Consider the following 18,697-nt stretch of genomic DNA (forward strand, 5'->3'; position numbering starts at 1 on the left):
CCGTTCGTCCTTCCCCTGCCCGGCGTTGCGGGGGTATACTGCAGGAAAGGCCGGTCGAAGGGAGGGCGCCGTGGACGCGCGCGTGAAGCTGATCGTCGGATGCGTCGTCTTCGTTCCCGTGATCGTGTTGTTTCTGGCTGCCTCGTGGAAGCAATGGCGCGGGAAGTGGCTGGGCTTTTCGGACTTCACCTTCAATTCCTACGAAGGCCGTCCTGCGAGTTTGCTGCAAAGGCGTCGAGGGAGGCGCTCCGCTCTCGTCGGCCTGGTGTGGGCGGTCGCGTGCGCCGGCATCCTCGGCATCTCGGCCTTCAGCGCGGCGAGCGGCTTTCCCGCGAACCTCGAATCGGTATCGGGCATCGCGCTTCCGCTTGCGATCGCAGCCGGATGCGCCTGGACCGGCGCAGGCTCGCGGCGCGACCGCAAGGCGGTTGAAAACGGCGCGGAGCTTGCCGAGGAATACGCGCTCGATACGCGCAAGGTCGTCTTCCTGGTCCTTGCGATGCTGGCGGTTCTGTCCGTCGAGATCGGAAGCTCCCTTATCGCTCCCTGGTAGGCTTACCTCCAGCGCACCTGCACGAGGTCGTCGAAGGTCGTCGGCAGCGCGGCGAGGTCGAACGTCGCCAGCAGCTCCTCGGGCGTGGCGGGGTCGCACGTGGGCGCGAGCCCGACGATGCCGGCGATGTGGCCGATGACGGCCGCGGGCGTCTTGAAGCGCGCGAGCAGCTCGTCGAGGGCGGCGTCGCGGTCGCGCTTCGACAGCCGCCGGTCGCGCTCGGCGACGAGCAGCGGGACGTGGGCGTAGGCGGGATGCGGCAGGCCGAGGAGCTGCTGCAGGTAGAGCTGCTGCGGCGTCGAGCACAGCAGGTCCACGCCGCGCACCACCGAGGTGACGCCCTGGGCCGCGTCGTCCACGACGACGGCCAGCTGGTAGGCGAAGGCGCCGTCCGAGCGCCGCACGAGGAAGTCGCCGCAGTCGCGCGCGAGATCCTGCTCGTAGGGCCCCTGCACCTGGTCGACGAAGGCGATGCGCTCGTCGGGCACCGCCAGGCGCTGCGCGGGCGTGCGCTGCTGCGCGCGGGCGGCGCGCTCGGCGGCGCTCAGGCCGCGGCACGTGCCCGGGTACACCGGCTTCTCGCCGCGGTGCGGCGCCGAGGCCGCGTGCAGGTCGGCGCGCGTGCAGAAGCAGGGGTACACGAGGCCGCGGGCGCGCAGCTCGTGATAAGCGGCGCGGTAGGCCTCCGTGCGGTCGTGCTGGAAGTACGGTCCCTCGTCCCACGTCAGCCCGAGCGCCTCGAAGTCGCGCTGCACCGCGTCGATATGGACGGGCTTCGAGCGCTCGGCGTCGAGGTCCTCGATGCGCAGCACGACGCGTCCGCCCTGCGACTTCGCCACGAGCCATGCGACAAGCGCCGCGAACACGTTGCCCGCATGCATCCGCCCCGTCGGCGACGGGGCGAACCGCCCGACGACGGGGACGGATGGTGAGACGGCGGTCATGCGGGGCCCTCTACTTCCTCAGGTCTTCCACGTGCTTGGCTTTGCCGGTGGTGCGCTCGATGCCGCCGGGCTCGACGAGCTTCGCCTTCACGCCCACGAGCAGCACGCCCTTGAGCTTCTCCTCGATGGAGCGGCGCAGGTTCTCCATGTCCTCGAACGAGTCGGAGAACGCCTCGGGCTTGAGCTCCACGTGCACGGTCATGCGGTCGAGGCCGCCGACGTTCTCCACGACGATGCGGTAGTGCGGCGTGACGCCGTCGATGCCGGCCAGCACGTCTTCCACCTGGGAGGGGAACACGTTCGTGCCGCGGATGATGAGCATGTCGTCGGAGCGTGCGCGCACCTTCTGCATGCGCGCCGTGGTGCGCCCGCAGGCGCAGGGCTCGACGACCACGCGGGTCAGGTCGTGCGTGCGGTAGCGCAGCACGGGGATGGCCTGCTTGCCGAGCGGCGTGAGCACGAGCTCGCCCATCTCCCCGTCGGGCACCGGCTCGCCCGTCTCGGGGTCGACGACCTCCCACAGGAAGTGATCCTCGGCCAGGTGCTGCATGTCGCGCGAGGCGAGGCACTCCCCCGACACGCCCGGGCCCATGACCTCGGTCAGGCCGTAGTTGTCGGTGCACACGATGTGCATGCGGCTCTCGATCTCGGCCTTGAGGCCCGGGGGGCACGGCTCGCCGCCGAACAGCCCCACGCGCAGCGACGACTTCGCCCAGTCGTAGCCCATGCGCTCGCCCACCTCGCACACGTGCAGCGCGTAGGACGGCGTGGCCACGAGCACGGTGGTGCCGTAGTCCTCGATCATGGCGATGTGGCGCTCGGTGTTGCCCGAGCCGGCGGGGATCATCATGCAGCCGAGCTTCTGCAGCCCGTAGTGCAGGCCGAAGCCGCCCGTGAACATGCCGTAGCCGAAGGCCATCTGCGCGCGGTCGCCCGGCACGACGCCGGCCATCTGCACGAGGCGCATGATGCAGTCGGCCCACATGGCCATGTCGCTTTCGTTGTAGCCCACCACGATGGGCTTGCCCGTGGTGCCCGAGGAGGCGTGCAGCTCCACCACCTCGTCGAGCGGCACGGCGAACAGGCCGTACGGGAAGGTGTCGCGCAGCACGGACTTGTCCGTGAACGGCAGCTTGCGCACGTCGTCGAGCGTCTTGATGTCGGCAGGGGCCACGCCCAGCTCGTCCATGCGCGCGCGGTACCACCCCACGCGCTCGTAGGTCCAGGCCACCTGCGCGATGAGCTTCTCCAGCTGCACGGCGCGGATGCGCTCGCGCGAGGCGCACTCGATGGCGGGGTTGTGGATGGGCAGGTCGGAGAAGTCGCCCGCCGCGGCGGCGGCCAGCGCCGCCCCCTTCACGGTCATGTCGGCCACGGCGCTCACCGGCCCTCTGCCGCGAAGGGGCGCGCGAGGTCGTCCTGCCCGATGAGCTCGACGGGCTCGCCCGCCAGCAGCTCCTCGGCGCGCGCGAGGTCCTTCACGGACAGCGCGATGTAGGTGGAGATGAGCGAGTAGCTGTACGTCACGTTGATGCCGCAGTCGGCCATGACGCCCATGACGCGGGCGAGCTCGCCCGGCTCGTCGTCGAGGCGCGCGCACAGCACGTCGCTCTGCGTGGCCGCCGCGCCCATGTCCCGCAGCACGGCGAGCGCCTTGCCGGGCGCGTCCACGATGAAGCGCACGATGCCGTAGTCGCCCGTGTCCGAGGCGCTGTAGCCGCGCACGCTGACGTGCGCCTCCTCGAACGCGTCGAGCACGCGGCGCAAATGCCCGGGGCGGCTTTCCAAGAACACGCTGATCTGCTGCACGCTCATGCCCTACTCCCCTTCCCCGTCGGCGGCGGCGCGCGCGAACGCGAGGCCCGCGCGGAACGCGGCCAGGTTGGCGTCGACGGTCTTGGGCGGCACGCGACGCGCGACGACCCGCTCCCACGCTTCCTCCGTGAAGTCGAGGCGCGTGGCAAGCGCGCCCAGCAGCACCACGTTCACCGACTTCGGCGCGCCCACGCCCACGGCGATGTCGCTCGCCGGGATGAGCGTGGCGCCCGCTGCGGCGAGCGTCTCGTGCGCATGCTCGGGCATGGACGCGCGCCCGATGAGCACGGGCAGCGGCTGGATGGACTCGTCGGCCACGAGGAGGTAGCCCCCCTCGCGCACGTTGGGGAGGTTGCGCAGCGCCTCGGTCGTCTCGAACGAGACGACGCAGTCGGCGCAGCCCTCGTCGGACACCATGGACAGCACGCCCTCGCGCCCGAAGCGCACGACGGTGGTCACCGCGCCGCCGCGCTGCGACATGCCGTGGATCTCGGACACCTTCGCGTCGTAGCCCGACTCGAGCGCCGCGTGCGCCAGGAGGTCGGCCGCCAGGATGGTGCCCTGGCCGCCCACGCCGCACAAAAGGACGGTGACGGTATCGTTCGAGGTCATCATGCCAGGCTCCCTTCGTTTGCCGAGATAGCGGGTTCGGGTTGCGCGATGGCCTTCCAGGCGCAGTACTGCGCGCACTGGCCGCACCCGATGCACTGGGCGGCGTCGATGAGCGCGTGGCCGTTCGCCGGGTCCTTCGCGATGGCCGGGCAGCCCAGCGTCGAGCACACGCCGCAGGCCGTGCAGGCCTCGCCCACCGCGTACGCGGGCTCCCGATGCCGGTCGATGAGCACGCACGGGCTGCGGAACACGAGCACGGACAGCTCGTCCGTGGCCACGGCCTCCTTGAGCGCGCGACGCACGGCTTTCGCGTCGTTCGGATCGACGGTGCGCACGTCTTCGACGCCGATGGCGCGCACGACGCCCTCGAGGTCGAGCTCGCGCGAGAGGCGCTTCTGCAGCGTCTCGCCGTTGAAGGGGTTGCCCTGGCGGCCCGTCATGGCCGTCGTGCGGTTGTCGAGCACGCAGATGGTGCCGCCGCCCTGGTTGTACACGGTGGAGATCAGCGCCGACAGGCCCGAGTGCGCGAACGTCGAGTCGCCGATGACGCCCACGACGGGACGGTGGTCGGTGCCGGCCCAGGCCAGCTCGAAGCCGTGCGACATCGACACCGAGGCGCCCATGTCGATGGTGGTGTCCATGGCCGACAGCGGCGGCAGCGCGCCGAGCGTGTAGCAGCCGATGTCGCCCGTGACGACGGCCTTCATGCGCGACAGCTCCTTGAACACGAGGCGGTGCGGGCACCCGGCGCACAGCGCGGGCGGGCGGCCGGGAAGGCCGGCGGGCAGCGGCTCGTGCGCGGGCTCGTCGTAGCCGAACGCGGTGCGGATGAGGCCGGGCGTCAGCTCGCCGTCGCGCGGCAGCGGCCGGGCGAACGCCGATACCTCGATGCCCAGCGCGCGCACGCTCTCGGCGAGGTACTCGGAGGCCTCCTCCACCACGTAGAGCGCCTCCACGCCGTCGGCGAAGTCGCGCAGCGCGCGCTCGGGCAGCGGCCAGGTGAGGCCCAGCTTGAACACCGACGCCTCGGGCAGCGCCTCCCTCACGTGCTGGTAGACGGCGCCGGAGCACACCACGCCCGCCGCGCTCCCGCGGCGCAGCACCTCGTTGTACGGGCACTCCTCGGCCCAGGCGCGCAGCGCGTCGATGCGCTCGAGCTGCACCTTGCGGCGCGGCTTGGCGAACGCGGGCATCATGACCCACTTCGCGGGGTCGCTCTCGTAGGGCTTGAGGGCCGTCTCGGCGCGCGCGCCCGGCTCGACCGGCGTCTTCGTGTGCGACACGCGCACCGTGGAGCGGATGAACACCGGCACGTCGAAGCGCTCGGACAGCTCGTACGCCTCGCGCGTGAAGCGCAGCGCCTCGGCCGAATCGGCGGGATCGAGCATGGGGATGTGCGCCGCGCGGGCGTACCAGTGGGAGTCCTGCTCGTTCTGCGACGAGTACATGCCCGGGTCGTCGGCGGCGAGCACCACGAGGCCTCCCCCGACGCCCGCGTACGCGGCGGTGAACAGCGGGTCGGCGGCCACGTTCACGCCGACGTGCTTCATCGTGGTCAGCACGCGCGCGCCGGCGGCCGACGCCCCGATGCCCACCTCCACGGCCACCTTCTCGTTGACGCACCATTCGGCGTACACGCCGTCCTTCTTCGCGAACGCCTCGAGCGTCTCCGTCGACGGCGTGCCGGGATAGGCCACGCCGATACGCGCGCCCGCCTCCCATGCCCCCTGGGCTATTGCCTCGTTGCCTGACATCAATTCCATGAGCGAACCCTTCCGTGTAATGACCCACGTTGGGATTATACGGCAACGCGCGCCGCCCGCCCCGGTCAAACGATCGAAACCGGGTCGAACGGGTGCATCCCGCGTCCCCGTCGGCGCGCCGGGCCCGAACGGAGGTTGATGAAACCGACGATAGGTAAACCGGTGCTTTTGTACTATTATGAACGCAGGTGTTTCCAAGGGCAGGCGTCGTCCTGATACGGTTCAAAGGAATCGGATGCGAAACGAGCGTAGGCGTACCTCCATAGCGGCGAACTCGTTCGGACTTGCCCTTGCGGCGTTCGCGGCGGCGTGCGTGATCATAGGCATCGCGTGCTTCCAGTACTACCATCAGCTGCAGAACACGATCCGCGACGAGAGCAGCGGCTACCTGCACGAGATCGCGCAGCGCGTCGGCGACAACGTCGACCGCATCATCTCCGACAACTACGCGAACCTCTACACCGTCGCGGCCCTGGTCGAGAAGTCCGACACGGGCACCTACGACAGCGTGGCGGCCATAGCGGCGAGCCAAAGGCGGTACTGGAGCTTCGAGGACCTGATCTTCATCAACGAGGACGGCAAGGCCTACAACTCCTCCGGCGACCCCATCGCGCTCAACAACGACGACACGTTCACCACCGCCATCGTCGAGCGGCGGGCCAGCGTCTCGAACACGCAGATGGTCGACGGCAACGAGCGCATCCTGCTGTCGGTGCCGCTCGACGGGCTCCTCCTCGCGGGCGAGCGCATGGCCGCCGTCGCCGCGAGCTTCGACCCCGCCTCCTTCGACCAGACGCTCGCCATGGACTCGTTCGACGGCGAGGCGTCCTCGTGCATCATCGACAAGGACGGCACCGTGGTGGTGCGGCCGTCCAACTCGGCGGGCATCGACACGGGCTACAACGTGCTCACGACCATCTCCGACGCGACCATCGAAGAGGGCGGCAGCATCGACGCCATGAAGAGCGCCATGCAGGACGACCAGGCCGGCCAGGTGGCCTTCTCCGCGAACGGCACGCGGTACTACGCCGTGTACACGCCGGTGGACCCGCAGAGCTGGTACCTGCTCACGTTCGTGCCCTCGAGCGCCGTGAACGCCCGCTCGGACATGCTGCTGGAAACGACGATCATGCTGTGCGGCCTCGTCACGCTGGCGTCGGCCGGGCTCATCGCCTTCGTGCTGTTCACCACGTCGCGCAACAAGCGCCGCCTCGAGCACATCGCCTACGTCGACGACGTCACGGGCGGCAGCACCGTCGAGCGGTTCTTCGAGCTGGCGAACGCGTCCCTCTCCTCGCCGTCGGCGCCCCGCCAGGCGCTCCTGTTCTCCAACATCGAGAAGTTCAAGGTGCTCAACGAGCAGTACGGCGAAGCGGAGTGCGACGACATGCTGCGCATGCTCCATAGCGTCATCTCGAAGGACCTGCGCTCCGGCGAGGCCATCGGGCGGCAGTCGGCCGACAACTTCGTCCTCCTCGTCGACTACGGGGGCGAGGACGCGCTGCGCGAGCGCATCGCCACGTGGTACGCCTCCGCCGAGGCGTTCGCCGCCGTGGAGCACCCGGTCTGGATGCTGCCCGTGGTCGAGTTCGGCGTGTTCGTCATCGACGATGCGGGCCTGCCGTTCTCCACGATGATCGACCGGGCGAAGCTCGCCCTGCGCGAGAACCGCAACGCGATCAACGGGCGGGTGCGCTACGCCATCTACGACGACGAGGTGAGGCGCCGGCTCCTGCGCGACAAGGAGCTGGAGGACCGGATGGAAGCCGCGCTGGAATCCGGCGAGTTCGAGGTGTACCTGCAGCCGAAGTACCGCCTGCCCGAGCGCGCGGTCGGCGGCGCCGAGGCGCTCACGAGGTGGGCGAACGCGCCGGAGGGCATGATCTACCCCGACGAGTTCATCCCGCTGTTCGAGAGGAACGGCTTCATCGTGCAGCTGGACCTCTGGGTGTTCGAGGTCGTCTGCCGCCGCCTGCGCGCATGGATCGACGCGGGGCTCGAGCCCCTGAAGGTGTCGGTGAACTGCTCGCGCGTGCACCTGCACAACCCGAACTTCCTCGACGCCTACTGCGTCCGCGCCGAGCGCTACGGCATACCGCGCGGGCTGGTGGAGATCGAGCTGACCGAGAGCGTCGTCATGGAGGACTCCCAGCGCTTCGTCAGCATCATCGACGCGATCCACGCGGCCGGGTTCTGCTGCTCGGTGGACGATTTCGGCAGCGGCTACTCCTCGCTCAACATGATCCAGGCGCTTCCCGTGGACACCATGAAGCTCGACAAGATATTCTTCCGGGACGAGGAGGGCGGCGACGGGCGGCGCATGGCGTCGGTCGTGGAGAGCATCGTCGGCTTGGCGAAGTCGCTGTCCATGGAGACGGTCGCCGAGGGCGTGGAGCATCCGGAGCAGGTGGACATGCTCGAGCGGTTCGGCTGCGACTACGTGCAGGGCTACGTGTTCGCCAAGCCGATGCCCGTCGCCGACTTCGAGCGCCTGGCGTTCGGGAAGGAGGTGCGGCCATGAGCGGGCGCGCGGGCCGCGGGCTGCGCTGCCTCCTGTCCGCCGCGCTGGCGGGCGCGATCGCGCTGCCGCTGGCGTCGTGCGCGGCGGACGGCGAGCGGGCGCAGGAGGACGTGCTGACCCAGAAGGCGACGGAGGACGGGCGGCAGCGGGTGTCGGTGCTCGTGAAGTACGCCTTCACCATCGACGGCTTCGAGCGGGCCGTGGAGGAGCGGTTCCCCGATATCGACATCGTGCAGGTGGGCAACTACACCCGCGACATGGGCACGGCCGAGTACGAGGCGCGCCTCGCGCACGACGACATTCCTGACATGGTCATGACCTGGCCCTACGAGATCGGCGAGCAGTACTGGGAGGACGAGCTGCTCGATCTGGCGGGCATGGGGTTCACGGACCGCTACAACCTCTCCATGCTGGACGACCTCTCCCGCGACGGCAAGCTGTACTACCTGCCGGGCCCCGCGCAGGTGCGCGGCATCGTGTACAACAAGACCCTGTTCGAAGAGCGCGGCTGGGAGGTCCCGACGAGCTACGACGAGTTCAAGGCCCTGTGCCGCACCATCGAGGCGAGCGGCATGCGCTCGCTGCAGCTGGGGCTCGGCAACGCCGAGGTGCTCGACACCGCCTTCACCGGGTTCGGCTTCGCCGACTGCTACAGCAAGCCGCTGGACAAGCTGTGGATCGGCTCCTACGACGACGGCGAGGGCAGCTTCGGCGACCATTTCGGCCCGGCGCTCGACACGTTCCAGGACCTCGTCGACGAAGGCATCCTCAAGCCGGGGGACCTCGACGTCACCTACGCCGACCGCGAGACGATGTTCTTCGGCCGCGAATGCGCCATGATCGAGGATTCGGCCCTGATGGCCCACCTCGGCTCCACCCTGTGGGGCAGCTCGGACGAGTTCGCGCTCATGCCCTTCTTCAACCCCGGCGACGGCGGGGACTGGGCGCGCCTGTACATGGTGTGCTACATCGGCCTCTCCAAGCACCTCGCCGAGGAGGGGAACGCCGAGAAGTACGACCTCGTCATGAAGCTGATGGACTACATCAGCACCCCCGAGGGCCAGGAGGCGCTCATGGCCGACACCGGGGCCATGTACTCGAGCCTCGTCGGGATGGGCGCGCCCGACACGCCCGAGATCGAGGCCCTGCAGCCCGCGCTGCAGCACAGCCGCTACGGCACTTTCCCCACGCTCGAGAACGCGCAGGGCGCCCTGCGCGAGGGGCTGGCGGGCATGGTGCGGGGCGATCTGGACGCCGAGGACGTCGCGCGCATGGTGGACGAGCAGAACGCCGCTCCCCCGGTCGCGGAGGAGCCCGCGGCCATCGGGCGGGCGGCGCAGGACTTCTCGCTGACGGACACCGGCGGGTTCGTGGCGGACGCGCTGCGGGAGGCGGCCGGCAGCGACGTGGCGCTCTTCCTCGACAACGGCAAGGACGGGCGCTACAACGGCAAGGGGATCAGCGCCCGCTTCTACGAGGGCGCGATCACCGAGACGGACGTCGGGCGCGTGCTCCCCGACCTCAAGCACGGCGAGACGGGCACGCTCTGGGTGGTTTTCATGACGGGCGCCGACCTGCTGGAGACGCTCGAGCGCTCCATCACGGTGGACAGCGACCAGGGCGGGTGGTTCTACTACTTCTCGGGCCTGCGCATGGAGTACGCGCCCGCCGCCGAGCCCGGGCAGCGCATCCGCTCCATCGAGCTGGCCGACGGCGGCGCCGTGGATCCCGAGCGGGCGTACACCGTCGCCGTCATGGACGAGACGGTGCCGGACGAGGCCGTCTCGTCGTGCGAGGAGACCGGCAGGAGCATCGAGGACGTCCTCGAGGAGGCGGTGCGCGGCGCCGGCACGATCTCGCCCGCGCAGGACGGGCGCCTGAAGATCGTCGAGCCCTGATAACGCGACGGGCGGCCCGCAGGCCGCCCGTCGTAGAACGTCGGATGCCGAACGCCGCGCGATGCGGGCTCGCGGCGGCTACTCCTCCTTGTAGACGAGGCAGAAGGCGCCGATCTGGATGACGTCGCCCGAGGCGAGGCGGCGCGTCTCCACGCTGTCGTTGTTCACCCACACGCCGTTGAACGAGTTGGCGTCGCGGATGACGTAGCCGCCGTCGGAGGGCTCCACCGCAGCGTGCTCGCGCGACACGGTCATGTCGTTGAGGAACACGTCGCACTGGGGGCTGCGGCCGATGGTGAGCGCCTGGTCGCCCAGCTGGTAGGCGACGCCGGTCTGCGGGCCGCGCACCACGTGGAGGGCGGCGGCCGCCTGGGGCGCGGCCGCGACGGGCAGCGCGTCGTCGCCGAACGACACGGGCTCGAAGCGCTGCGTCGACCCGAGCAGCTTGAACCCGCAGTGCGGGCAGGCCGCGGCCTGCGAATCGATGGGGTTGTTGCATACGGGGCACATGCTCATGGCGTATCCTCTCTTCGTTCCGGCGCTAGGCGGCGGACGCGGTTTTGTCGATGACGAGCGGCGTCTCGTTCAGGGTGACGGACTGCGCCACCTGCTGGCCGCCCGAGAAGCTGCGGAACAGGCGGTCCCACCACACGCCGACGCCCTCGAAGAAGTCGGGCGCGTCCAGGTCCTCGCATGCCACGAGGTCCATCGTGGCGATGACGGCGTTGCGCTGCTTGAAGGTGATCGTGCCCACCTTGTCGCCTTCCTTCACGTTGCCCGTCAGCTCGTCGAACTCGAGCGACTGGCTCACGTTTCCGTTCAGGTCGAAGATGGTGACGGCTGCGGCGGGATCGCGCAGCGTCGCCTTCACCGTGGCGTCGATCCACCCGGCGTGCGCCACCTCGGCCACCACCGGCACCTCGGTGCCGTTCATCGTGGTGGTTTCGGGGCTGTTCGCCAGCTGGTAGGATATCTCGTGCTCGTACACCCACTCGCACAGGTTCTCGGCGTCCTGGAAGCGCTGGGCCTCGGAGGACGAGTTGATGACGATGGCGTACAGCTCGCGGCCGTCCTTGTTGGCGGCGCCTGCGAACGACGGGCCCGCCAGCAGCGTGACGCCGGTCTTCACGCCGACGGAGTACTCGTAGATGTCGAAGAAGCCGTCGGTGGTCTCGAGGTAGATGTCGGCTTTCGTGCCGTCGGCGCGCGTCACCTGGATGGTGGTGCTGCCGCCGCCCACGGCGGCGCGGAACGTGTCGTTGGTCATGGCGTACTGCACCACCTTGGCCACGTCGGCGGCCGTGCTGTGCAGGTTGCCCTCGTAGGCGTCGAAGTCGAGGCCGTGGGGGTTCTCGTACACCGTATCGGTGCAGCCCAGCTCCTGGGCCTTGGCGTTCATGGCGTCCACGAACACGGCCTCGGGGTCGGCCGCGCCCGGCTCCATGAGGGCCCCGATGGTCTCGGCGATGGCCACGGCGGCGTCGTTGCCCGAGGGCACGAGCAGCGCCTTGAGCGCCGCGTCGAGGTCCATGACGTCGCCCTCCTGCAGGCCCGCCGACGACTCGCCCACGGCGGCCGCCGCTGCGGACACGGTGATGGGCGAATCGAGCGACACGAGGCCGCTGGCCACGGCGTCGAGGGCCACCACGCCGGTCATGATCTTCGTGATGGACGCGATCTGCGTGGGGCTCTGGGCGTTGCGCTCGAAGTACACGGTGCCGTCGGCGCCCATCACGATGGCGTACTCGGCGTCGATGTTCGGACACTGCGCCACGGCCAGGCCGCGCGCGTCGACGGTCTGGCCGTAGACGACGTCGGCCTTGCGCACGTCGGCGAAGGCGAGCGTCGGCAGCGCCGCGCCCGAGAACGCGAGCGCGCACGCGAGCATGCACGCCAAAAGGCGCGCATGCTCGACGGATGCGAGATGCTTGAAGATGTTAGTCAATGCGGTAGATGTCCTCCGGTCGGACCGGTTCGAAACCGGCTTCGGTCAGCTTCTGCTCCAGGTCGTCCGTGGCGTCCACCTTGAGCACGTCGACGGCCGTGTCCGCGTTCACCGAGAAGCAGTACCCGTACTCGATGTTCGCGTCCTGCTCGTCCATGAACTCGAGGAGCGAGGCCAGGCCGCCCGGCACGTTGGGCACGCGCACGCCGAGCACCGGCGTGACGGTGGCGCGGTAGCCCTGGCCGCGCAGCGCCTCGGCCGCGGCCTCGGGCGTGTCGGTCAGCATGCGCGCCACGCCGAAGTCCGCGGTGTCGGCCAGGTTGAGCGCGTGCATGTTGATGCCGGCATCGGAAACGGCGCGGCAGGCGGCCGCGAGGCGGCCCTTCTCGTTCTCGAGGAAAACGGTCAGCTGCGAAATCATGCCTTCTTCCCTTCTCTCAGGTCGATGATGCGCTTCGCCTTGCCCTCGCTGCGCTCGATGGTCTTCGGCTCCACGATCTTGATGTCCACGGCGATCTGCAGGTTGCTCTTGAGCTCGGACGCCAGGCGGCGCTTGAGGTCCTCGAGCTTGCGGATCTCGTCGAACGGGAACTCGGGAACGGTTTCCACGTCGAGCTCGACGTGGTCGAGCGGGCCCTTCGAGGTGAGGATGATCTGGTACTGCGCCGCGATCTCGGGGAAGCTGACGATGACCTGCTCGATCTGGGACGGGAACACGTTCACGCCGCGCAGGATGAGCATGTCGTCGGTGCGGCCCACGATGCGGTCGATCTTGCGGTGGGTGCGCCCGCAGCCGCACGTCTCGGGGATGATGCGCGTGACGTCGCGGGTGCGGTAGCGCACGAGCGGACAGCACTCGCGGGTGAGCGTGGTGAACACGAGCTCGCCGTAGGTGCCGTCGGGCACGGGCTGCAGCGTGTCGGGATCGACGATCTCGGCGTAGAAGTGGTCCTCGGCCACGTGCAGGCCCCTCGACTCGGCGCACTCCATGGCGACGCCCGGCCCCATGACCTCGGACAGGCCGTACACGTCGCAGTACTGGATGCCGAGCTTCTTGCGGATGTCGTCGCGCATGCTCTCGGAGGCGGGCTCGGCGCCGAAGATGCCGGCCGAGATCTTGAACTCGGCAGCCGGGTCGTAGCCCATCTCGATGGCCGTGTCGGCGATGAGCAGCGCGTAGGACGGCGTGCACGCGAGGATGTCGGTGCCCAGGTCCTTCATCATCTGGATCTGGCGCTTCGTGTTGCCCGAGGAGGTGGGGATCACCGAGCAGCCCACGGCCTCGCCGCCGGCGTGCGCGCCCAGGCCGCCCGTGAACAGGCCGTAGCCGTAGGACACCTGGATGGTGGAGTCGGCGTTGCCGTTCACCATGTAGATGCCGCGCGCGAAGCAGTCGCCCCAGTTCTTGAGGTCGTTCGCGGTGTGGCCCACCACGGTGGCCTGGCCCGTCGTGCCGGAGGACGCGTGGATGCGCGCGACGTCCTTCTGCGGCACGGCGAACAGCCCGAACGGGTAGGCGTCGCGCATGTCCTGCTTGACGACGAACGGGAACTTCGCGAGGTCCTCGAGGGTCTTGAGGTCGCCCGGCTCAGCGCCGGCGTCCTTGAACGACTGCTGGTAGAACGCCACGTTGTCGTAGGCGTGGCTCACGGTTTTCTTCATGCGCGCGAGCTGCAGGTCGCGCAGCTGCTCTGCGGGCATGGTCTCGATGTCTGGCTGGTAGTACACCTTGAAGATCACCTCTCAATTGCTCGTGACGTTGGATGAAGAGCCCTCCGTCGCAGCGTCGCCCTTGTCTTCGTTCACGGATTTCGGCCCTTCGACGACGACCTCCGTCACCGGATCGTACACGGAGCCGAACGCGTCCTCGTGCAAAACGGCGCCGTCGGCGTCCTTCACCGTGCGGATGACCGTGATGGTGCGCCCGTCGGTGCCGCGCGTCTTGACGTAGCTCGTGTTCGGCGCGAGCGTCTCGTCGACCTTCGTCCTGGTCGCGTACTTCTCGCCCTCGCCCCAATCGCCGGTCGTCGTGGACACGAGGTATCCGGGATCGACTCCGTACAGTGTAGCGGTTACGGACCCGTCCACACAAGAAAGACGCACCAAAACATCGCTGGCGGAATCGTTTTCCCATACGAGGTCCAAATCGGGCCAGCTGACCGCCGCGTCGCGCCCCGTGGGATAGCTGGCGATGTACAGCGAATGGTTGTGCCGCGTGAGCACGGGGAAGCCCGCGTCGTACACGGCGTTGAACATGGTGGTGGCCACCTGGCAGATGCCGCCGCCGATGGCGTCGTCGTACTCGCCGTCCACGATGGCGCCGGCGCCCTGGAAGCCGCGCTCCTCGGTGCTGCAGTCCCCCGCCGTCCCGTTGAACGACCAGCTGCCGCCCGGCTCCACCACGGAGTTGCTGAGGAACTGCGACACGAGGGCGATGTTGTGGTTGCGCGCCTCGGTGCCGGGCCCGGTGGTGTACTCGGTGGTGTAGGAGGCGATCGTGCCGATCACGCCGAGGTCCATCGCCTCGTCGAACGACATCGTCTCGGGCGCCGGGCCCGACCCGATGCCCACGTCGACCGGCTCGCCCGCGCCCGTCCCCGCGCGCGCCTTGCCGTCCTCGCCGAACAGCGCCGCGTCGAGCTGCGAGACGGCCTCGGCCACGAGCGGGATGGTGCCCGTGCCCTCGGTGCGCACGCTCACCTGGTCGCCGTCGACCTCGAAGGTCGCGCGCAGCTTGTCGCCCTTGCTCACCTCGGCCACGTGCGCCAGCAGCGCCGGCTTAGCCTCCGCCGCGTCCACGAACGCCACGAGCGAGGAGCCCTCGACGCGCGTGCCCACCCAGGCGCCGATGTCGGCGGCCGAGGCGCTCCAGGCGGCGCCGTCGAAGGTGAAGCGGGCGCCGTCGGCGATGGCGGCGTTCACGGCGTCGCACGCGGCCTGGGCGGCCGCTTCGTCCACGCGCAGGGGCGCGTACTCCGTCTGGGCGACGAACGACCCGCGGCCGTCCTCCTGCCCGAGGAAGATGCCGTCGAGCGTCCGCTTGAGCGCGTCGCGGTTCACCATGGAGCCGTCGTGGCCCGCGGTGACCGCCGCCGTGCCGTCCTCCACGGCGATGCCGTAGTCGACGCGCGGGTCGCCGATGGCGGCGTCGATGTCGGAGGCGAGCTCCTCGACGGCGGCGTCCGCGTAGGCGGCGCGCGGCTCGAGCTCGCGGCCCGAAACGAGCGCGCCGAGGCGCGCGAGGACGCCGCCGTCCTCGCGGCCCACCGCGAGCGCCTCGGCGGCCAGCTCGTCGGCGGGCACGCGCGCCTCGAGCGACGCGGCGTCGGCCGTCCAGGCCTGTTTGTTCGCGCGGGCCTCCTCCACCGCCAGCTGCTCGGCCAGCGCGGCGTCCTGGGCCGCGGCCAGCTCGTCGGCGATGCGCGAGGCGGCCTCGTCGTTCGCGTAGACGGTCACGCCGCCCTGGGCCAGGCGGGACCCGTAGATCTCCTCGATGAGGGCGGCCAGCTCGTCGGCCGTCTTGCCGGCGGCGTCGATCTCGCCCACCCGCACGCCGGGATAGGCCTTGCCCGCGTTCACGCCGAAGTCCACGAGGCCGCCGACGAGCACCACCGCCGCCACCACGACGACGGCGAGTGCGACGCGGCTGCGCGCCACGAGGCGCGCGAGCGCGCGCAGCAGCGCCGCCAGCCCCGTGCCGACGAGCGCGAGAAGCGCGAACAGCGCGCTCCCGACGGTGCCGAGCACGCGGAGCACGGGGCCGCGCCCGCCCGCGGACGCGGAGCGCGGGGCGTCCTTCGTCCAGACGGCGGGGGTGTTGTAGGAGCGGGAATCGCTCGGGCGCCGCGCGGAGGCGCGCGACGGGGCCGCGGCCTTGCCCGCGTTCGGGCGGCGGGTGGACGCGGGCGCGCTCGACCGCCGCGCGGGGGTCGAGCCGCGCTGGGAGGCGCGACCGTACGAGTCGCGCTGCGTCGACGGCGCGCGACGGGCGGAGTCAGGGCGTCCGGTGCGATCCGCGCCCGTTCGTCTCGGCGTCCGGTCGGCCATGGGCTACCGGACGCTTTCCGCCTGCACGGCCCGGGCGGCGCGCACGTTCCGCAGCGCAGCGGCGATGTAGTACGCCGTGGTGGCCAGCGCCAGCGCGAGGCCGGCGTACACGAACCAGATGCCCCACGAGCAGGGCAGCGCGTTCAGGCCCGGCAGCCACGCCGCGTCGACGAGGCCGAGCCCCGGGACGAGCGGCCAGTTCAGCAGCAGGCCGGCGAAGCCCACGAACAGCAGCGTCGTGGCCACCTTGCCCGGGAAGATGACGGCCACGCGCACGTGGAAGCGCTTGAGCAGCACCGCGCCGCCCACGAGCAGCAGCAGGTCGCGCACGAGCACGACGAGGATGATCCACAGCGGCAGGCGCCCCACGAGGAACAGCCCGCACACGCCCGCGATCATGAGGATGCGGTCGACCGCCGGGTCGAGCAGCTGGCCCAGGCGCGACACGGTGTTCGTACGGCGCGCGATCTGCCCGTCGATCCAGTCGGTGCCCGCGGCCAGCGCGTACAGGAGCGTGGCGACGATGTTGTAGCCGTTGAACAGCAGCACGAGAAAGATGGGCACGAGGCATAGCCGAACGAACGATATGACGTTCGGCACGGTGAAGATGCGGTCGCTCACCTGGTCGGCTGCGCAGCCCTCATCCTTACGTCCCATACAGGCATCCTTCCCTTCCATACGCGTCCCTCGACGCAAAAACCGGGCCCAGCGCTCAGGCCCGGTCGAACGTGATCCGATAGTCCACCATTCTAGCAGGTTTCCCCCATCCCCCGCCCTTGTTTCACGCTTCAACAGCTTTTCCATTCGCCGGAGCATGCCGGCTCGCTACCGCAGCGCCACCTGCTCTTCGGGAGCGACGAGCGCACCGGGGAAATCGCGGTTCGTGGCGGAAAAAGGCCGAAATTCGTCATCGGGCGGCGCCTGCACGGGGGCGTTTTCCGGCAACGGACGCGCTGGAGGTTCCCCACCAGGCAAAACGCGGCCGTAGCACATCCGCCCCGCGCCTCGACCGTGCTCGACGAGGCCTATCGTGACGAATTTCTCGCAAAATCTGCCACGAACCGCGATTTCGCCGGCGCGGGCCCAACGCAAGAAGCCCCGCTCGGACGAGCGGGGCTCCGGATCGTGCGTTTTGCGGCGCGGCGCTTAGGCCGTCTTCTTGGTTTCCGGGACCTCGAAGGCGTCGACGTGCTTGCTCGTCGCGGGCGGGGTGTACGTGGGCTCCATGGTCAGGCAGTCCTTCGGGCACTCGCGCACGCAGCTGCCGCACTGCACGCAGCGGAAGCGGTCGATCGTCCAGGTGCGCGCCGGCTTGTCCACCGTGATGGCGGCGCAGGGGCAGCGCTTCTGGCAGATGCCGCACAGGATGCAGCGGTCGACGTCGTTCACCACATGGCCCTTGAGGCCCGGAGGAGGCGTTTTCGTCTGAACGGGGTACAGAAGCGTCTCGGGCTTCTTGAACAGGCCCCCGAGGGTCATCTTTCCCAGCTTGAAGCTTCCCATGGTCCTCCTACCTTTCCGTGCAGCTGATGCAGGGGTCGATGGTGAGCACGATCATGTTGACGTCGGCCAGATCGCAGCCGGCCAGCGCCGTGGCCATGCCGGCGAGGTTCTGCGACGTGGGCGTGCGCATGCGCATGCGCTCCAGGTTCTTCGAGCCGTTGCCGCGCGCGTAGTAGTAGCACTCGCCGCGGGGCTGCTCCACCACGTTGGCCGCCTCGGCGCCGGCTGCGGGCGAGCCCTTCACGTCGACGGCGATGTCGCCGGCGGGGATCTTGGCGATCATCTCCTCGATGATGTCGATGGACTGCAGCACCTCGAGGGCGCGCACCTTCACGCGGGCGTAGCAGTCGCCCTGGCCGTCGAGGATGGGCTGGAAATCGTTCAGGAAGCCGTAGCCGCCGTTGCCCAGCATGCGCACGTCGTAGTTCACGTTGGAGGCGCGGGCGAACGGGCCCACCATGCTCTGGGCGAGCGCGTCCTCGTGGCTGATGTAGCCCACGCCCACGGTGCGGTTCTTCACCGACGTGTCCTTGAGGAAGGCGTTGCACAGCTGGCGGTAGTCGTCCTTGATGCCCTCGAGCACGCGCTTCATCTCGGCGAATTGGGCGTCGTCGATGTCGCGGACCACGCCGCCCACCTTGACGACCGAGAAGATGACGCGGCCGCCCGTGGTCTTCTCGAAGATGTCGAGCACGCGCTCGCGCAGGCGCCAGCAGTGCATGAACAGGCTCTCGAAGCCGAACGCGTCGGCCGCGAGGCCCATCCACAGCACGTGGGAGTGGACACGCGAAAGCTCGTGCCAGATGACGCGCAGGTACTCGGCGCGCGTGGGGATCTCGACGCCCATGAGCTTCTCGACGGTCTCGGCGTAGCCCATGGAATGCCCGAACGCGCAGATGCCGCAGATGCGCTCGGCCACGTAGATGAACTGGTTGTAGTCGCGCGTCTCGACGAGCTTCTCGAGGCCGCGGTGGATGAATCCGATCTGGGGAACCGCCTCGATGACGGTCTCGTCCTCGACCACGAGGTCGAGGTGCAAAGGCTCGGGCAGCACCGGGTGCTGGGGGCCGAACGGGATGACGGTCGCCTTTCCCAT

16 protein-coding genes are annotated in these 18,697 nt (G+C 69.5%); 3 read left to right on the top strand and 13 right to left on the bottom strand.

Annotation, left to right across the window (positions count from 1 at the left end):
- Nucleotides 1-70: 70 nt before the first annotated feature.
- Nucleotides 71-553 (top strand): hypothetical protein, encoded by a 483-nt coding sequence (locus tag GS424_RS08735; protein WP_160941519.1) that lies wholly within the window; start codon nt 71-73, stop codon nt 551-553.
- 2 nt (nt 554-555) lie between these two features.
- Here the strand turns inward: GS424_RS08735 and gluQRS are convergent, their stop codons facing one another.
- The 5 genes from gluQRS to GS424_RS08760 are packed head-to-tail and all read right to left on the bottom strand — an operon-like array spanning nt 556 to nt 5,687.
- Nucleotides 556-1,497 (bottom strand): tRNA glutamyl-Q(34) synthetase GluQRS, encoded by a 942-nt coding sequence (gluQRS, locus tag GS424_RS08740; RefSeq protein ID WP_160941518.1) that lies wholly within the window; start codon nt 1,495-1,497, stop codon nt 556-558.
- 10 nt (nt 1,498-1,507) lie between these two features.
- Entirely contained in the window at nt 1,508-2,863 is a 1,356-nt protein-coding gene (locus tag GS424_RS08745; protein WP_244977725.1) for a phenylacetate--CoA ligase family protein, read from the bottom strand.
- Nucleotides 2,864-2,877: 14 nt separating this feature from the next.
- Entirely contained in the window at nt 2,878-3,312 is a 435-nt protein-coding gene (locus GS424_RS08750) for an amino acid-binding protein (RefSeq protein ID WP_160941516.1), read from the bottom strand.
- A 3-nt stretch (nt 3,313-3,315) separates the two neighbouring features.
- A complete protein-coding gene (locus GS424_RS08755; protein ID WP_160941515.1) occupies nt 3,316-3,927 on the bottom strand; it encodes an indolepyruvate oxidoreductase subunit beta in 612 nt (203 codons plus the stop codon).
- Nucleotides 3,924-5,687, bottom strand: coding sequence for a thiamine pyrophosphate-dependent enzyme (locus GS424_RS08760; RefSeq protein WP_160941514.1), 1,764 nt, complete (start codon nt 5,685-5,687; stop codon nt 3,924-3,926). Before GS424_RS08760 ends, GS424_RS08755 begins: the two co-directional genes overlap by 4 nt.
- A gap of 235 nt (nt 5,688-5,922) precedes the next feature.
- Between GS424_RS08760 and GS424_RS08765 the strand changes: the two genes are divergently transcribed.
- Together GS424_RS08765 and GS424_RS08770 are read left to right on the top strand one after the other, a co-directional pair.
- Entirely contained in the window at nt 5,923-8,208 is a 2,286-nt protein-coding gene (locus tag GS424_RS08765) for a bifunctional diguanylate cyclase/phosphodiesterase (protein ID WP_160941513.1), read from the top strand.
- Nucleotides 8,205-10,106 (top strand): extracellular solute-binding protein, encoded by a 1,902-nt coding sequence (locus GS424_RS08770; protein ID WP_160941512.1) that lies wholly within the window; start codon nt 8,205-8,207, stop codon nt 10,104-10,106. The genes GS424_RS08765 and GS424_RS08770 overlap by 4 nt, the downstream gene beginning before the upstream one ends.
- A gap of 78 nt (nt 10,107-10,184) precedes the next feature.
- Here the strand turns inward: GS424_RS08770 and GS424_RS08775 are convergent, their stop codons facing one another.
- From GS424_RS08775 to GS424_RS08810, 8 genes are all read right to left on the bottom strand, one after another.
- On the bottom strand, nt 10,185-10,622 hold the full coding sequence (locus GS424_RS08775; RefSeq protein ID WP_154331952.1) for an FHA domain-containing protein: 438 nt from the start codon (nt 10,620-10,622) through the stop codon (nt 10,185-10,187).
- A gap of 25 nt (nt 10,623-10,647) precedes the next feature.
- On the bottom strand, nt 10,648-12,051 hold the full coding sequence (locus tag GS424_RS08780; protein WP_160941511.1) for a D-alanyl-D-alanine carboxypeptidase family protein: 1,404 nt from the start codon (nt 12,049-12,051) through the stop codon (nt 10,648-10,650).
- Nucleotides 12,044-12,472: an amino acid-binding protein gene (locus GS424_RS08785; RefSeq protein ID WP_154331954.1), complete on the bottom strand. Its 429-nt coding sequence runs from the start codon at nt 12,470-12,472 to the stop codon at nt 12,044-12,046. The genes GS424_RS08780 and GS424_RS08785 overlap by 8 nt, the downstream gene beginning before the upstream one ends.
- A complete protein-coding gene (locus GS424_RS08790; RefSeq protein ID WP_160941853.1) occupies nt 12,469-13,779 on the bottom strand; it encodes a phenylacetate--CoA ligase family protein in 1,311 nt (436 codons plus the stop codon). Before GS424_RS08790 ends, GS424_RS08785 begins: the two co-directional genes overlap by 4 nt.
- Before the next feature lie 15 nt (nt 13,780-13,794).
- Nucleotides 13,795-16,098, bottom strand: coding sequence for a VanW family protein (locus GS424_RS08795; protein WP_160941510.1), 2,304 nt, complete (start codon nt 16,096-16,098; stop codon nt 13,795-13,797).
- A gap of 3 nt (nt 16,099-16,101) precedes the next feature.
- A complete protein-coding gene (locus GS424_RS08800) occupies nt 16,102-16,755 on the bottom strand; it encodes a CDP-alcohol phosphatidyltransferase family protein (protein WP_160941509.1) in 654 nt (217 codons plus the stop codon).
- Between the two features lie 489 nt (nt 16,756-17,244).
- A complete protein-coding gene (locus tag GS424_RS08805) occupies nt 17,245-17,601 on the bottom strand; it encodes a 4Fe-4S binding protein (RefSeq protein WP_154331957.1) in 357 nt (118 codons plus the stop codon).
- Between the two features lie 7 nt (nt 17,602-17,608).
- Nucleotides 17,609-18,697 carry a hydrogenase large subunit gene (locus GS424_RS08810; protein WP_154331958.1) on the bottom strand — a complete coding sequence of 363 codons (1,089 nt, stop codon included), beginning with the start codon at nt 18,695-18,697 and terminating at the stop codon, nt 17,609-17,611.

This window comes from Eggerthella guodeyinii, assembly GCF_009834925.2.
Lineage (GTDB): Bacteria > Actinomycetota > Coriobacteriia > Coriobacteriales > Eggerthellaceae > Eggerthella > Eggerthella guodeyinii.

Coding starts and splice junctions, on each gene's coding strand:
- GS424_RS08785 (WP_154331954.1), bottom strand. CDS start 12,472: ATGATTTCGCAGCTGACCGTTTTCCTCGAGAACGAGAAGGGCCGCCTC.
- GS424_RS08750 (WP_160941516.1), bottom strand. CDS start 3,312: ATGAGCGTGCAGCAGATCAGCGTGTTCTTGGAAAGCCGCCCCGGGCAT.
- GS424_RS08810 (WP_154331958.1), bottom strand. CDS start 18,697: ATGGGAAAGGCGACCGTCATCCCGTTCGGCCCCCAGCACCCGGTGCTG.
- GS424_RS08800 (WP_160941509.1), bottom strand. CDS start 16,755: ATGGGACGTAAGGATGAGGGCTGCGCAGCCGACCAGGTGAGCGACCGC.
- GS424_RS08760 (WP_160941514.1), bottom strand. CDS start 5,687: ATGGAATTGATGTCAGGCAACGAGGCAATAGCCCAGGGGGCATGGGAG.
- GS424_RS08745 (WP_244977725.1), bottom strand. CDS start 2,863: ATGACCGTGAAGGGGGCGGCGCTGGCCGCCGCCGCGGCGGGCGACTTC.
- GS424_RS08775 (WP_154331952.1), bottom strand. CDS start 10,622: ATGAGCATGTGCCCCGTATGCAACAACCCCATCGATTCGCAGGCCGCG.
- GS424_RS08755 (WP_160941515.1), bottom strand. CDS start 3,927: ATGATGACCTCGAACGATACCGTCACCGTCCTTTTGTGCGGCGTGGGC.
- GS424_RS08770 (WP_160941512.1), top strand. CDS start 8,205: ATGAGCGGGCGCGCGGGCCGCGGGCTGCGCTGCCTCCTGTCCGCCGCG.
- GS424_RS08805 (WP_154331957.1), bottom strand. CDS start 17,601: ATGGGAAGCTTCAAGCTGGGAAAGATGACCCTCGGGGGCCTGTTCAAG.
- GS424_RS08795 (WP_160941510.1), bottom strand. CDS start 16,098: ATGGCCGACCGGACGCCGAGACGAACGGGCGCGGATCGCACCGGACGC.
- GS424_RS08765 (WP_160941513.1), top strand. CDS start 5,923: ATGCGAAACGAGCGTAGGCGTACCTCCATAGCGGCGAACTCGTTCGGA.
- gluQRS (WP_160941518.1), bottom strand. CDS start 1,497: ATGACCGCCGTCTCACCATCCGTCCCCGTCGTCGGGCGGTTCGCCCCG.